Origin of the sequence: Enterobacter sp. 61D5, from assembly GCF_034107965.1 — a bacterium.
In the GTDB taxonomy this organism is placed as follows: Bacteria; Pseudomonadota; Gammaproteobacteria; order Enterobacterales; family Enterobacteriaceae; genus Enterobacter; species Enterobacter cloacae_M.
On the sequence record NZ_JAWNFK010000003.1, the window covers coordinates 13999 to 29375 of the forward strand.

General features: G+C 52.7%; 12 protein-coding genes. 3 read left to right on the forward strand and 9 right to left on the reverse strand.

The window, feature by feature from the left end; genetic code table 11:
- The first annotated feature begins 75 nt into the window (after positions 1-75).
- From UTM25_RS01660 to UTM25_RS01670, 3 genes are all read left to right on the forward strand, one after another.
- Entirely contained in the window at positions 76-1617 is a 1542-nt protein-coding gene (locus UTM25_RS01660) for a sensor domain-containing diguanylate cyclase (RefSeq protein ID WP_194401713.1), read from the forward strand.
- A gap of 180 nt (positions 1618-1797) precedes the next feature.
- Positions 1798-2106, forward strand: a complete 309-nt coding sequence (locus UTM25_RS01665) for a PTS sugar transporter subunit IIB (protein WP_320714195.1) — start codon at positions 1798-1800, stop codon at positions 2104-2106.
- A complete protein-coding gene (locus UTM25_RS01670) occupies positions 2106-2423 on the forward strand; it encodes a PTS lactose/cellobiose transporter subunit IIA (protein ID WP_033146992.1) in 318 nt (105 codons plus the stop codon). The genes UTM25_RS01665 and UTM25_RS01670 overlap by 1 nt, the downstream gene beginning before the upstream one ends.
- A gap of 115 nt (positions 2424-2538) precedes the next feature.
- On the opposite strand, the gene rpoC is transcribed toward UTM25_RS01670, so the two are convergent.
- The 9 genes from rpoC to UTM25_RS01715 form a co-directional block, all read right to left on the reverse strand.
- Positions 2539-6762, reverse strand: coding sequence for a DNA-directed RNA polymerase subunit beta' (rpoC, locus tag UTM25_RS01675; protein ID WP_023309968.1), 4224 nt, complete (start codon positions 6760-6762; stop codon positions 2539-2541).
- A gap of 76 nt (positions 6763-6838) precedes the next feature.
- Positions 6839-10867 (reverse strand): DNA-directed RNA polymerase subunit beta, encoded by a 4029-nt coding sequence (gene rpoB / locus UTM25_RS01680; protein WP_023334099.1) that lies wholly within the window; start codon positions 10865-10867, stop codon positions 6839-6841.
- 319 nt (positions 10868-11186) lie between these two features.
- Positions 11187-11552, reverse strand: a complete 366-nt coding sequence (gene rplL, locus UTM25_RS01685; protein ID WP_002445276.1) for a 50S ribosomal protein L7/L12 — start codon at positions 11550-11552, stop codon at positions 11187-11189.
- Positions 11553-11618: 66 nt separating this feature from the next.
- Positions 11619-12116, reverse strand: a complete 498-nt coding sequence (rplJ, locus tag UTM25_RS01690) for a 50S ribosomal protein L10 (protein ID WP_003862338.1) — start codon at positions 12114-12116, stop codon at positions 11619-11621.
- 291 nt (positions 12117-12407) lie between these two features.
- A complete protein-coding gene (rplA, locus tag UTM25_RS01695) occupies positions 12408-13112 on the reverse strand; it encodes a 50S ribosomal protein L1 (protein WP_006810530.1) in 705 nt (234 codons plus the stop codon).
- Positions 13113-13115: 3 nt separating this feature from the next.
- On the reverse strand, positions 13116-13544 hold the full coding sequence (rplK, locus tag UTM25_RS01700) for a 50S ribosomal protein L11 (protein WP_008503452.1): 429 nt from the start codon (positions 13542-13544) through the stop codon (positions 13116-13118).
- Positions 13545-13699: 155 nt separating this feature from the next.
- The gene (gene nusG / locus UTM25_RS01705; RefSeq protein ID WP_002438628.1) at positions 13700-14245 is read right to left on the reverse strand and encodes a transcription termination/antitermination protein NusG; all 546 of its coding nucleotides are present in this window, start codon (positions 14243-14245) and stop codon (positions 13700-13702) included.
- 1 nt (position 14246) lies between these two features.
- Complete coding sequence (secE, locus tag UTM25_RS01710; RefSeq protein WP_014068449.1) at positions 14247-14630, reverse strand: preprotein translocase subunit SecE; 384 nt, start codon at positions 14628-14630, stop codon at positions 14247-14249.
- Positions 14631-14855: 225 nt separating this feature from the next.
- Positions 14856-15377, reverse strand: a 522-nt coding sequence (locus UTM25_RS01715; protein WP_265093672.1) for an EF-Tu/IF-2/RF-3 family GTPase, incomplete at its 5' end; no start/stop codon positions are given.

Below are 15377 nucleotides of genomic sequence, written 5' to 3' on the forward strand. Positions count from 1 at the left end.
ACCGCAGGACAGCGACTATGCTGAGAGGATATCGGCAGACGTAAAGTATTCACCATCAGGAACGATGTACAGCCCATGGCACTTCACAGCAAAAAGCTCTCTTTTACCCGGCCAATCATGCTCAGCTTCGCGGGGATCATCTGCAGTTTTGTGGTGATTGCGGTCGCGGTGACGCTTTCGCAAAGAAAGGATTTTCTTGAGGATTATCACAAGATCAACAGCAATTTCACGCACAACCTGGCGGTGAACTACACCGAGTCGATCCTGCGTGAAAACGACTATATCCTTGGCCGTGCCGCGATGTACTTTTCGCGTAACGACAGGCTAAACGAGACGCTCAACGTTAACCCGACGCAGGGGCTGCAGATGGTGATGCATCTGCAGAACCTGATGCCGACCGTCTCCTCCATCTCGCTGGCTGACACGCAGGGGCATTATCTCCGCGCACCGGAAGTACTCCCCACGGAGAAGAGTAAAACCTTCGATCCCCGGACGCGTCCGTGGTTTGTCGCTCAGGCCGAAGCCAGTATCTTCAGCCACTATACTCGCCCCTACATGGACTACTTCACCGGCCATCCGACGGTCACGCTCTATAAGCCATTGATTTCACCGGAAGGCCGACTTAAGGGAACGATCGCGTTTCATCTTGATTTGACGTCAATGGGCTACACCCTGCGTCAGATGGTGGCACCCGTTCAGGGGGAATTCTTCGTCGTCGAACGCGACGGCGCCGTTGTGCTTCACCCGGATACGGGCGCGCTCTTCAAACAGTACGTGAGCGAAGCGCTGATGGACAAAATGACCAGCGGCGAAGGGCACCTTTACGACAAGAAAAGCAACGCCTGGTATTACTACTACTCGTTTACCAATCCGGACTGGTTTGTCATCTATAGGGTCTCTGCCGAGACGCTCACCGATATCACCCGCCATGAAACGACGATTGTTGGCTGGGGGTTTGCGCTGGCGGCCATCATCATCATCCTCTTCGGATTATACCTCCGCCACGCCTCGCGTAGCGTGCTGATGCACATTATCAATGCCATCAAAACCGGCGACGTCAGCGAGGCGCCGCGGCTGGAGGCGATGCTGAGCCATACTATCCAGTCCAATAAAGAGCGTGAGATGGCCTATGTGCGCCAGGCCACTCACGATGCGCTGACGGGCTGTAAAAACCGCCGCGCGTTCGATAGCGATATCGCGGAGCTGCTGGATGCCCATCAGCCTTTCGCGCTGGCGCTGGTGGACATTGATAACTTCAAGTCGATTAACGACACGCTGGGCCACCTGACCGGTGATATCGTTCTGCGCAACGTGGCCCGCGAAGGGATCCAAATCATGCAGCCACATCACGTCTCGCTTTACCGCTACGGTGGAGAAGAGTTTGCGGTAATTTTCCAGGCTGAGCAGATGACGTCTGCGCTCTCATTGCTGGAAGCCTGGCGTACCGCAGTTGAAAAACGCGTCTGGCGAGAAGAAAACCTGCGGGTTACGTTCAGCGGCGGTCTTGGGGAGTGGCATTTTGAACCGCTGGAGCAATTTGTCGGAAGCGTTGATAACGCCCTCTACAGCGCCAAACAGCAGGGCAAAAACCGCATTAACCGAACGTCCATCAGCTAATCCTCCCTCTTTCACCCTGCCCGATTCCACGGGCCGGGTACCCGACAATGTAAAATTGTAACCGGTTTCAGAAAATCGCCGGTTTCTTTGTGATGCCTGACACACAATCGCGGTAAACCGGTTGTTGAAGCGGTCTGCACGGGATAATTATCAATAAACACATGTAGATCGAGGCTGATTATGAAGAACATCGTTTTATGCTGTGCAGCGGGAATGTCAACCAGCATGCTGGTTCAACGTATGAAAGACGCCGCGCAGAAAAAAGGGGTTGAAGTCACCATTAAAGCCGTTCCGGTTGCGGAGTTTAAAGACAACATCGCGACGGCCGACATCGTATTGCTGGGGCCACAGGTTAAATACGAGCAGGCTAAGCTACAGGCACAGGCCGAGCCGCTGGGTAAAAAGGTCGCGGTGATCGACATGATGGATTACGGCATAATGAAAGGCGATGCCGTACTGGAAAAAGCGCTCAAACTTCTGGAGTCATAATGGAAGACTTAGAAACCACGATAATGGAACTGCTGGTCAACGCAGGCGCGGCGCGCAGTGCGGCCCTGACTGCGTTACAGATGGCGCGTAAAGGTGAGTTTGACGAAGCAGAAAAAGCGATGGAAGAGTCGCGCGAATATGTGAAACATGCGCACACGATCCAGACTCAGCTTATCGGTTTTGACGAAGGGACCGGGAAGCTTCCGGTAAACCTGATTACCGTCCACTCTCAGGATCACCTGATGAACGCGATGGTCATTCAGGATCTGGCGGGCGATATGATTGAGCTTTATCGACGGATCCCGTTGGTAAACTGATTACCTACAGATGTAAAAAAACCCGCCGAGGCGGGTTTTTTATTGTCGGGCGGCGCTGCGCTTACCCGACCTACGAGGCACATGCCCGGTAATGTTCATCACCGGGCATCAACGATTACTCGTTGTCGGAACCGCCCAGACCTGCGTTCAGCAGTTCTGCCAGACTCGCGGATGCATCTTCAGCAGTCACCTGCGGTGCAGCTGGCAGTTCGCCCGCAGCACGACGACGCATACGATCCTGGTGGTACGCATAACCGGTACCCGCCGGGATCAGACGACCCACGATGACGTTCTCTTTCAGACCGCGCAGTTCATCACGTTTACCTGCAACAGCGGCTTCGGTCAGGACACGAGTCGTTTCCTGGAACGATGCTGCAGAGATGAAGGACTCGGTTGCCAGAGACGCTTTGGTGATACCTAGCAGATCGCGCGAGAAGGTCGCACCGATTTTGCCGTTCGCTTCCAGTTCGCGGTTAGCGATCTTGACGCGTGAGTATTCAACCTGCTCGCCTTCCAGGAACTCGGAGCTGCCTGCGTTTTCGATGGTTGCTTTACGCAGCATCTGACGAACGATAACTTCGATGTGCTTATCGTTAATCTTAACGCCCTGCAGACGGTAAACGTCCTGTACTTCGTTGGTGATGTAACGCGTTACCGCGTGTACGCCACGAAGACGCAGAATGTCGTGCGGAGCTTCTGGACCATCGGAAACCACGTCACCACGTTCTACACGTTCACCTTCGAACACGTTGAGCTGACGCCACTTAGGAATCATCTCTTCGTACGGTTCGCTGCCATCTACTGGAGTGATAACCAGACGGCGCTTCCCTTTGGTCTCTTTACCGAAGGAGATGATACCGCTGATTTCAGCCAGGATTGCAGGCTCTTTCGGACGACGTGCTTCGAACAGGTCCGCAACGCGTGGCAGACCACCGGTGATGTCCTTGGTACCGCTGGATTCCTGTGGAATACGCGCCAGAGCATCACCCGCACCGATCTGAATGCCATCTTCCAGCTGAACGATCGCTTTACCTGGCAGGAAGTACTGCGCAGGCATGTCGGTACCAGGGATCAGAACGTCGTTACCCTGAGCATCAACGATTTTCAGTGCAGGACGCAGATCTTTACCACCGGTAGTACGTTCAGCAGAATCCAGAACCACCAGAGAAGACAGACCGGTCAGCTCGTCGGTCTGACGAGTAATGGTCTGGCCGTCGATCATGTCAGTGAAGCGGATGAAACCACTTACTTCGGTGATAACCGGCATGGTGTGTGGATCCCAGTTTGCAACGGTTTCACCGCCGGCAACCTGCTCGCCATCACCTTTCGCCATAACCGCACCGTAAGGCACTTTATAGCTCTCTTTGGTACGACCGAATTCGTCGATCAGCTTCAGCTCGGTGTTACGAGAGGTCACAACCAGCTTGCCTGCGGAGTTAACAACAGACTTCGCGTTGCTGAGCTTGATGCTACCTTTGTTTTTCACCTGGATGCTGGATTCAGCAGCCGCACGAGATGCCGCACCACCGATGTGGAACGTACGCATCGTCAGCTGTGTACCCGGCTCACCGATGGACTGTGCCGCGATAACGCCGATTGCTTCACCTTTGTTGATGATGTGGCCACGCGCCAGGTCACGACCATAGCAGTGCGCACATACACCAAAGTCGGTGTCACAGGATACAACGGAACGTACTTTCACGGAGTCAACAGAGTTCGCTTCCAGCAGGTCACACCAGTGCTCGTGCAGCAGCGTGTTGCGTGGAACCAGGATGTCTGCAGTACCCGGCTTCAGAATGTCTTCCGCGGTTACACGACCCAGAACGCGATCGCGCAGTGGCTCTTTAACATCACCACCCTCGATAACCGGGGTCATGGTGATACCTTCGAGGGTGCCACAATCGTCTTCGGTCACAACCAGATCCTGCGCAACGTCAACCAGACGACGCGTCAGATAACCGGAGTTCGCAGTTTTCAGTGCGGTATCCGCCAGACCTTTACGAGCACCGTGCGTGGAGATGAAGTACTGGAGTACGTTCAGACCTTCACGGAAGTTCGCGGTGATTGGCGTTTCGATGATGGAGCCATCTGGCTTCGCCATCAGACCACGCATACCTGCCAGCTGACGAATCTGTGCTGCGGAACCACGCGCACCGGAGTCGGCCATCATGTAGATGCTGTTGAAGGAAACCTGCTGCTCTTCTACGCCGTCACGGTTAATCACGGTTTCGGTCTGCAGGTTATCCATCATCGCTTTGGATACACGATCGTTCGCCGCTGCCCAGATATCGATAACTTTGTTATAGCGTTCGCCCGCGGTAACCAGACCAGACTGGAACTGCTCCTGGATCTCAGCAACTTCGGCTTCCGCTTCAGAGATGATCTCGTGTTTCTTCTCTGGGATGACCATGTCATCGATACCAACAGATGCACCTGAACGCGCTGCATAAGCAAAGCCGGTATACATTGTCTGGTCAGCGAAGATAACGGTCGGCTTCAGACCCAGAATGCGGTAACAGGTGTTCAGCATTTTGGAGATCGCTTTCTTGCCCAGCGCCTGGTTGACGATGGAGAAAGGCAGACCTTTCGGTACGATCATCCACAGAATGGCACGGCCAACGGTCGTGTCTTTCAGGCTGGTTTTCGCAACGAATTCGCCGTTTTCATCTTTTTCGTATTCGGTGATACGCACTTTAACGCGCGCATGCAGAGAGGCCAGGCCAGCGCGATAAATACGCTCAGCTTCTTTCGGGCCAGTCAGCACCATGCCTTCGCCTTTGGCGTTAACACAGTCACGGGTCATGTAGTACAGACCCAATACAACGTCCTGAGAAGGAACGATGATAGGTTCACCGTTCGCTGGAGACAGGATGTTGTTGGTAGACATCATCAGCGCACGCGCTTCGAGCTGGGCTTCCAGCGTCAGCGGTACGTGAACAGCCATCTGGTCACCATCGAAGTCGGCGTTATATGCCGCACAAACCAGCGGGTGCAGCTGGATAGCTTTACCTTCGATCAGGACTGGCTCAAATGCCTGGATACCCAAACGGTGCAGAGTTGGTGCACGGTTCAGCAGTACCGGGTGTTCGCGGATAACTTCGTCCAGGATATCCCAAACGACAGCTTCTTCACGCTCAACCATTTTCTTAGCGGCTTTGATGGTGGTGGCGAGTCCTCGCAACTCCAGCTTGCCGTAGATGAACGGTTTGAACAGCTCCAGTGCCATTTTCTTCGGCAGACCGCACTGATGCAGACGCAGGTATGGACCTACGGTGATTACAGAACGACCGGAGTAGTCAACACGCTTACCGAGCAGGTTCTGACGGAAACGACCCTGTTTACCTTTGATCATGTCGGCCAAAGATTTCAGAGGACGCTTGTTAGAACCGGTGATCGCACGACCGCGACGACCGTTATCCAGCAGGGCATCTACCGCTTCCTGCAGCATACGTTTTTCGTTGCGTACGATGATGTCCGGCGCAGCCAGATCCAGCAGACGTTTCAGACGGTTGTTACGGTTGATAACGCGACGATACAGATCGTTCAGATCGGACGTTGCGAAACGACCACCATCCAGCGGAACCAGTGGACGCAGATCTGGCGGCAGAACCGGCAGAACGGTCAGGATCATCCACTCTGGTTTGTTACCAGACTGAACGAACGCTTCCAGCAGTTTGATACGCTTGGTCAGCTTTTTACGTTTGGTTTCGGAGTTGGTTTCGTTCAGCTCTTCACGCAGCTGCTCGCACTCTTGCTCCAGATCCATGCTCTTCAGCAGGGCCTGAATAGCTTCCGCACCCATCTTCGCATCGAATTCGTCACCGAACTCTTCCAGCGCGTCCAGATACTGCTCTTCAGTCAGGATCTGATGACGTTCCAGGTTCGTCATCCCGCCTTCGATAACCACATAAGATTCGAAGTACAGAACACGTTCGATATCGCGCAGCGGCATATCCAGCAGCAGACCGATACGGGACGGCAGAGATTTCAGGAACCAGATGTGAGCGGTCGGAGACGCCAGCTCGATGTGGCCCATGCGCTCACGACGCACTTTGGTCTGGGTCACTTCAACGCCGCACTTCTCACAGATCACACCACGGTGTTTCAGGCGCTTGTACTTACCGCACAGGCACTCGTAATCTTTTACTGGCCCGAAAATACGCGCACAGAAAAGGCCGTCACGCTCAGGTTTGAACGTACGGTAGTTGATGGTTTCCGGCTTTTTAACTTCACCGAATGACCATGAACGGATCATGTCTGGCGAAGCCAGAGCAATTTTGATCGCATCAAACTCTTCGGTTTTAGTCTGCGCTTTCAGAAACTTTAATAAATCTTTCACGGATTTGCTCCCGTCGGAGTTAGCACAATCTGGTGCCGGGGGTTAACCCGGCACCAGTGACCTGTTTGAGCGAGAATTACTCGTCTTCCAGTTCGATGTTGATACCCAGCGAACGAATCTCTTTCAACAGTACGTTGAAGGATTCTGGCATGCCCGGTTCCATCTGATGGTTGCCGTCCACGATGTTTTTATACATCTTGGTACGACCGTTCACGTCATCAGACTTAACGGTGAGCATTTCCTGCAGGGTGTATGCCGCGCCGTATGCTTCCAGCGCCCACACTTCCATCTCCCCGAAGCGCTGACCACCGAACTGTGCCTTACCACCCAGCGGCTGCTGAGTAACCAGGCTGTAAGAACCGGTAGAACGAGCGTGCATCTTGTCGTCGACCAGGTGGTTCAGTTTCAGCATGTACATGTAACCTACGGTTACCGGACGCTCGAACTGTTCACCGGTACGGCCGTCAAACAGCGTAATCTGACCAGACGTTGGCAGACCACCCAGTTGCAGCAGCTCTTTAATTTCAGCTTCTTTCGCACCATCGAAGACCGGCGTTGCGATTGGCATACCTTTTTTCAGGTTCTCAGCCAGACGCAGTACTTCTTCATCGCTGAAGGTATTCAGGTCGACTTTCTGACGAACGTCGGTACCCAGATCGTAGGCACGCTGGATGAATTCGCGCAGTTTCGCGACTTCTTCCTGCTGCTTCAGCATGGCGTTAATCTTGTCGCCGATACCTTTCGCAGCCATACCCAGGTGAGTTTCCAGGATCTGACCGATGTTCATACGAGACGGTACGCCCAGCGGGTTCAGTACGATATCTACCGGCGTACCGTTAGCATCGTGCGGCATATCTTCGATCGGGTTGATCTTAGAGATAACACCCTTGTTACCGTGACGACCTGCCATCTTATCACCAGGCTGGATCTGACGTTTAACGGCCAGATACACCTTAACAATCTTCAGCACGCCTGGTGCCAGATCGTCGCCCTGAGTGATTTTGCGGCGTTTCGCTTCGAGTTTTTTCTCGAACTCGTGTTTCAGTTCGTCATACTGCTCAGCCAGCTGTTCCAGCTGATTTTGTTTCTCTTCGTCGGTCAGGCCCAGTTCCAGCCAGCGATCGCGTGGCAGTTTGTCGAGCTTCTCAGCTTCAACGCCACCGGCAACCAGCACCGCATAGATACGGCTGAACAGACCCGCTTCGAGGATCTGCAGTTCTTCAGACAGGTCTTTCTTAGCCTGTTTGAGCTGCATCTCTTCGATTTCCAGCGCACGCTTATCTTTCTCAACGCCGTCACGGGTGAAGACCTGAACGTCGATAACCGTACCGGAAACACCGTTTGGTACGCGCAGAGAAGAGTCTTTAACGTCAGACGCTTTCTCACCGAAGATTGCTCGCAGCAGTTTCTCTTCTGGCGTCAGCTGGGTTTCACCTTTCGGCGTAACCTTACCAACCAGAATGTCGCCGCCGGTTACTTCCGCACCGATGTAAACGATACCGGATTCATCCAGTTTGGAGAGCGCAGCTTCACCCACGTTAGGGATGTCAGCGGTGATCTCTTCTGGCCCCAGCTTGGTGTCACGGGACACACATGCCAGTTCCTGAATGTGGATGGTGGTGAAACGATCTTCCTGAACCACACGCTCGGAGACGAGGATGGAGTCTTCGAAGTTGTAACCGTTCCACGGCATGAACGCTACGCGCATGTTCTGACCGAGCGCCAGTTCACCGAGGTCGGTGGACGGGCCGTCTGCCAGCACGTCGCCGCGCTCAACTGGCTCACCCAGAGATACGCAAGGCATCTGGTTGATACAGGTGTTCTGGTTAGAACGGGTGTATTTGGTCAGGTTATAAATGTCGATACCTGCTTCGCCCGGATACATCTCGTCTTCGTTAACTTTGATAACGATACGGGATGCATCGACGTACTGAACAGTACCGCCACGTTTAGCAACCGCAGTAACACCGGAGTCAACGGCAACAGCACGTTCCATACCGGTACCAACCAGCGGCTTATCAGCGCGCAGAGTTGGAACGGCCTGACGTTGCATGTTCGCACCCATCAATGCACGGTTGGCGTCATCGTGTTCCAGGAACGGGATCAGGGACGCACCGACGGATACCACCTGCTGGGTGGATACGTCCATGTAGTCAACCTGGTCGCGGCTGAACAAGCTGGATTCGCCTTTGCTACGGCAGGTAACCAGATCTTCTACAAAGTGGCCTTCGTCATCCAGGTTGGAGTTCGCCTGAGCGATAACGTAGTTGCCTTCTTCGATAGCAGACAGGTAGTGAATTTCGTCGGTTACAACACCGTCGGTCACTTTACGGTACGGGGTCTCGAGGAAACCGTATTCGTTAGTCTGTGCGTACACGGACAGGGAGTTGATCAGACCGATGTTTGGACCTTCAGGCGTTTCGATTGGACATACGCGACCGTAGTGCGTCGGGTGTACGTCTCGAACTTCAAAGCCTGCGCGTTCACGGGTCAGACCGCCTGGGCCGAGTGCAGAGATACGACGTTTGTGCGTAATCTCAGACAGCGGGTTGTTCTGGTCCATGAACTGAGACAGCTGGCTGGAACCGAAGAACTCTTTCACTGCTGCAGAAATCGGCTTGGCGTTGATCATATCCTGAGGCATCAGGGTATCCAGATCGCCCAGAGACAGACGCTCTTTCACCGCACGCTCTACACGTACCAGGCCAACGCGGAATTGGTTTTCCGCCATTTCGCCTACGGAACGGATACGACGGTTGCCGAGGTGGTCGATATCGTCCACTTCGCCTTTACCGTTACGGATATCGATGAGCTTCTTCATCACTTCGATGATGTCGTCTTTGCTCAGGATACCGGAACCTTCGATTTCGTCGCGCAGCAGAGAACGGTTGAACTTCATACGACCAACCGCGGACAGATCGTAGCGGTCTTCGGAGAAGAACAGGTTCTCGAACAGGCTTTCCGCCGCTTCGCGAGTTGGTGGCTCACCAGGACGCATCATGCGGTAGATTTCGACCAACGCGCTCAGACGATCGGTGGTTGGGTCGACGCGAATAGTCTCAGAGATATACGCGCCGTGGTCCAGATCGTTGGTGAACAGCGTTTCGATACGTTTGTGGCCAGACTGGCTCAGCTTAGCCAGCAGATCCAGGCTCAGCTCCATGTTCGCAGGGCAGATCAGCTCACCCGTTGACTCGTCAACGTAATCTTTCGCGGCTACTTTTCCTGCAATGTACTCAACCGGAACTTCGATGAGTTTGATATCATCTTTTTCCAGCTGGCGGATGTGGCGCGCGGTGATACGGCGACCTTTTTCCACATACACTTTGCCGTCGGCTTCGATGTCGAACGACGCGGTCTCACCACGCAGACGTTCCGGCACCAGCTCCATCTGCAGCTTGTTGTCGCGGATTTCAAAGATCACTTTCTCAAAGAACAGGTCCAGGATCTGTTCAGTGGTGTATTGCAGCGCACGCAGAATGATGGTTGCAGGCAGCTTACGACGACGGTCGATACGGACAAACAGGTTGTCTTTCGGATCGAACTCGAAGTCCAGCCATGAACCACGGTAAGGAATGATGCGTGCGTTATACAGTACTTTACCGGAAGAGTGTGTTTTACCTTTATCGCTGTCGAAGAAGACGCCCGGGCTACGATGCAGCTGGGAAACGATAACACGCTCAGTACCGTTGATAACGAAAGTACCGTTGTCTGTCATGAGTGGAATTTCACCCATGTAGACTTCTTGTTCTTTAATGTCTTTTACGGTGCCTTCCGGCGCTTCGCGCTCGTAGATCACCAGACGCAGTTTTACGCGCAGCGGTGCGGAATAGGTCACGCCACGGATCTGACATTCCTGAACGTCAAACACCGGTTCGCCAAGGCGGTAGCTGACGTACTGCAGCTCGGAGTTACCGCTGTAGCTCTGAATCGGGAACACGGAACGGAAGGCTGCTTCCAGACCGTACTGCCCTTCAGGATCTTGCTCGATAAACTTCTGGAACGAGTCAAGCTGGATAGAAAGGAGATATGGAATGTCCAGAACTTGTGGACGTTTACCAAAATCCTTACGAATACGTTTTTTCTCGGTATAGGAGTAAACCATAGGGTTCCTCAGCTCGCTGACAAGTCGACCCATCTGTCCGACGAAGGGACAGTTTGTGCAACACCATTTTGTGGACCGGAAAATTGAATACTTTCCGCAATACCTGTTGCTATCACGCTTAAATCATTTCGTCGCGATTTACACAGAGCGAGCACCCTGTCGCAATATATTAAGTCGTCGATAGAAACATGCATTGTCAGGACAATCAGCAGTCAAACAGTGTGAAATGCTACTGATGCCTTACAGCGCAAAAAGGCTGGTGACTAAAAAGTCACCAGCCATCAGCCTAATTACTTAGGCTGCAACCAGAAAAGTTGGCTTATTTAACTTCAACTTCAGCGCCAGCTTCTTCCAGAGATTTTTTCAGTGCTTCTGCGTCGTCTTTGCTCACGCCTTCTTTCAGCGCAGCTGGAGCAGATTCTACCAGGTCTTTAGCTTCTTTCAGACCCAGGCCAGTTGCGCCACGTACTGCTTTGATAACAGCAACTTTGTTAGCGCCAGCAGCTTTCAGAATTACGTCGAATTCAGTTTTTTCTTCAGCAGCTTCAGCCGGGCCCGCAGCTACAGCTACAGCAGCAGCAGCAGAAACACCGAATTTTTCTTCCATTGCAGAAACCAGCTCTACAACGTCCATTACGGACATAGCTGCTACTGCTTCAATGATTTGATCTTTAGTGATAGACATTTAAATTGTTCCTGAAAATCAGAATAAGTTTATACGTAAGCAAATGCTTTATAAAGATAACTGCGATTAAGCAGCTTCTTTCGCATCGCGTACAGCAGCCAGAGTGCGAACCAGTTTGCCAGCCGCAGCTTCTTTCATGGTTGCCATCAGGCGTGCAATTGCTTCTTCGTAGGTCGGCAGGGTTGCCAGGCGATCGATTTGCGATGCCGGGATCAACTCACCTTCAAAGGCTGCAGCTTTGACCTCAAATTTTGCATTCGCTTTCGCGAACTCTTTGAACAGACGAGCAGCAGCGCCCGGGTGTTCCATAGAGTATGCAATCAGGGTCGGACCAACAAACGTGTCTTTCAGGCACTCGAACTGAGTACCTTCAACTACGCGGCGCAGCAGGGTGTTACGAACAACACGCATATATACGCCAGCTTCACGACCTGCTTTACGCAGTTCAGTCATTTTGTCTACAGTAACGCCACGGGAATCCGCAACTACTGCAGACAGCGCGCCTTTGGCTACTTCGCTGACTTCAGCAACAATCGCTTGTTTGTCTTGAAGATTTAAAGCCATTAGCTTTGCTCCTGGATGTTTGCCGGAACTCATGTTCCGGAACTCACTTCACTCTCCCCAACGGAAAGAGCGTCTTAATACGGTGAGCAGAAACAAGCCAGAGTATCCAAAAATAATCTTAGCGTTCTGTCACCGTCTACGCAGGGGATTAAGTCTCTTGCGAAACACCTGCGGTCTTCGACGGAGGCCTGGATTAGGCCAGGCTCCAACGAACAAATCTTTTAGCCGCTAACTTTCGTTAGCAAACGTGGGGGTAAGATTGTAGACAAAATCACCGCCCACGTAAAGGCATTAGTTTGCAGCAGCGCTCAGGCCAGCCTGGTCAACTGCAACACCTGCACCCATGGTGGTGGAGATGCTAACTTTCTTGATGTACACGCCTTTCGCCTGAGTTGGTTTTGCTTTTTTCAGCGCAACCAGCAGAGCTTCCAGGTTTTCTTTCAATTTGTCAGCGTCAAAGTCCACTTTACCGATGGTGGTGTGGATGATGCCGTTTTTGTCGTTACGATAACGAACCTGACCTGCTTTAGCGTTCTTAACCGCTTCAGCAACGTTAGGAGTTACAGTACCCACTTTCGGGTTTGGCATCAGGCCGCGTGGACCCAGAACCTGGCCCAGCTGGCCAACAACGCGCATTGCATCTGGAGAAGCAATAACAACGTCAAAGTTCATTTCGCCTTTCTTGATCTGATCAGCCAGATCTTCCATACCTACCAGTTCAGCGCCGGCAGCTTTAGCAGCTTCAGCGTTTGCACCCTGAGCAAATACAGCTACGCGAACGGAACGGCCAGTACCGTGTGGCAGTACAGTCGCGCCACGAACGTTCTGATCGGATTTACGCGCGTCGATGCCGAGGTTAACGGCAACGTCAACGCTTTCAACGAACTTAGCAGTTGCCAGTTCTTTCAGCAGAGCGATAGCTTCGTTGATGTCGTACTGTTTGGTCGCATCAACTTTGTCACGGATCACGGACATGCGCTTGGTCAGTTTAGCCATTTCTTAGTCCTCCACTACCAGGCCCATGGAACGTGCAGTACCTTCGATTGAGCGAGTCATCGCTTCAATGTCGGCACCAGTCATGTCGGCAGCTTTGGTCTGCGCGATTTCCTGCAGCTGAGCGCGGGAAATTTTACCCACTTTGTCTTTGTTCGGTTTACCGGAACCAGACTTGATACCAGCCGCTTTCTTCAGCAGAACAGCTGCTGGAGGGGTTTTGGTAACGAAAGTGAAAGAACGGTCAGCGTAAACAGTGATTACGACTGGGATTGGCAGACCTTTTTCCAGGGATTCGGTTTTGGCGTTGAACGCTTTACAGAATTCCATGATGTTCACACCCTGCTGACCCAGAGCTGGACCAACTGGTGGACTTGGGTTCGCCATACCAGCTGCAACCTGCAGCTTGACGTAGGCTTGTACTTTCTTAGCCATTCTAAAATCCTCTGATTGGGTGATAGCGCCTCAGGGAGGCTCCCCGTGAATAAAATTCGTTTTACGGGCCGGGCCCATAAAAACAAAAGGCGCGAAATTGTATTCCAATCTCGCGCCCTGTGCAACGATTAAATCGCCGCTTTTTTGATCGCTGCTTAGGCTTTTTCGACCTGCGCAAAGTCCAGTTCTACCGGGGTCGCACGACCGAAGATAGAAACAGAAACTTTCAGGCGGGACTTCTCGTAGTCCACTTCTTCAACCACACCGTTAAAGTCAGCAAACGGACCGTCGCTAACACGAACCATTTCACCCGGTTCAAACAGCGTTTTCGGACGCGGCTTATCACCCACCTGCTGCAGGCGGTTCATAATCGCATCAACTTCTTTGTCGCTGATTGGCGCCGGACGGTCAGACGTGCCGCCGATAAAGCCCATCACGCGCGGTACGCTGCGCACCAGGTGCCAGCTCGCGTCGTTCATCACCATCTGAACCAGCACGTAACCCGGGAAGAATTTACGCTCGCTTTTGCGACGTTGGCCGCCACGGATCTCAACCACTTCTTCGGTCGGAACCATAACTTCGCCAAATAACTCTTCCATGTTGTGTAATTTGATATGCTCACGCAGCGACGTTGCTACGCGGCCTTCAAAACCGGAAAACGCCTGAACGACGTACCAACGCTTTTTAGGGGCTTCAGACATCTTAGAACCTCAGGCCAGTAATAAAGGAAACCAGGCGAACCAGAATACCATCCAGTCCCCACAGGATCAGTGACATTACCGCAGTCACTGCAGCCACGATCAGTGTGGTGTGCAATGTTTCCTGGCGAGTCGGCCAAATGACCTTGCGGACTTCGGTACGTGCTTCGCGAGCGAAAGCAACGGTTGCTTTACCCTTAGTCGTCAACAGCGCGACACCGCCCGCTGCAGCAATCAGAATCACCACTGCCAGCGCGCGGAGCGGCAGCATCATGTCACGATAAAGATAGTTGCCAACGATTGCCACAATCAGCAGCACGGCAACAGCGACCCACTTCATCGCTTCCAGGCCGCGCCCGCTCCCTTGAGCTTCGGTATTCGCACTCATAAACCAACCTGTCAGAAGAATTCTACAAATAATTTCACCCCGCGATTGCGAGGCGAGCCAAATCGAAATAATCCCTTTATGGATTATACGCTCTCTGCAGAGCCTGTCTCAGCAATGATTATGACAAAAATAATCACTGATGAGCCAGGTTCTGATGTGAAAGCGTGCAAAAAGGGCATCAAATGATGCCCTTTTCATGCGCATTGCGTCAAATGTTATCAGCGATTAGCCGAGAACTTTAGCAACCACGCCCGCGCCAACGGTACGGCCACCTTCACGGATTGCGAAACGCAGACCGTCGTCCATCGCGATTGGGTGGATCAGCGTCACAACCATCTTGATGTTGTCGCCTGGCATTACCATCTCAACGCCTTCTGGCAGTTCGATGGTACCGGTAACGTCAGTTGTACGGAAGTAGAACTGTGGACGGTAGCCTTTGAAGAACGGAGTATGACGGCCGCCTTCGTCTTTGGACAGGATGTACACTTCAGATTCGAACTTGGTGTGTGGCTTGATTGAGCCTGGCTTCGCCAGAACCTGACCACGTTCGATTTCTTCACGTTTTATACCACGCAGCAGAACACCAACGTTCTCACCAGCACGGCCTTCGTCCAGCAGTTTGCGGAACATTTCAACGCCAGTACAGGTAGACTTCGCAGTCTCTTTGATACCAACGATTTCAACTTCTTCGCCAACTTTGATGATACCGCGCTCTACACGACCGGTAACAACGGTACCACGACCGGA

Bases quoted from the DNA above. Each gene is read 5' to 3' on its own strand.
- UTM25_RS01660 (WP_194401713.1), top strand. From the start codon at position 76: ATGGCACTTCACAGCAAAAAGCTCTCTTTTACCCGGCCAATCATGCTC.
- UTM25_RS01665 (WP_320714195.1), top strand. From the start codon at position 1,798: ATGAAGAACATCGTTTTATGCTGTGCAGCGGGAATGTCAACCAGCATG.
- UTM25_RS01670 (WP_033146992.1), top strand. From the start codon at position 2,106: ATGGAAGACTTAGAAACCACGATAATGGAACTGCTGGTCAACGCAGGC.
- rpoB (WP_023334099.1), bottom strand. From the start codon at position 10,867: ATGGTTTACTCCTATACCGAGAAAAAACGTATTCGTAAGGATTTTGGT.
- rplL (WP_002445276.1), bottom strand. From the start codon at position 11,552: ATGTCTATCACTAAAGATCAAATCATTGAAGCAGTAGCAGCTATGTCC.
- rplJ (WP_003862338.1), bottom strand. From the start codon at position 12,116: ATGGCTTTAAATCTTCAAGACAAACAAGCGATTGTTGCTGAAGTCAGC.
- rplA (WP_006810530.1), bottom strand. From the start codon at position 13,112: ATGGCTAAACTGACCAAGCGCATGTCCGTGATCCGTGACAAAGTTGAT.
- rplK (WP_008503452.1), bottom strand. From the start codon at position 13,544: ATGGCTAAGAAAGTACAAGCCTACGTCAAGCTGCAGGTTGCAGCTGGT.
- nusG (WP_002438628.1), bottom strand. From the start codon at position 14,245: ATGTCTGAAGCCCCTAAAAAGCGTTGGTACGTCGTTCAGGCGTTTTCC.
- secE (WP_014068449.1), bottom strand. From the start codon at position 14,630: ATGAGTGCGAATACCGAAGCTCAAGGGAGCGGGCGCGGCCTGGAAGCG.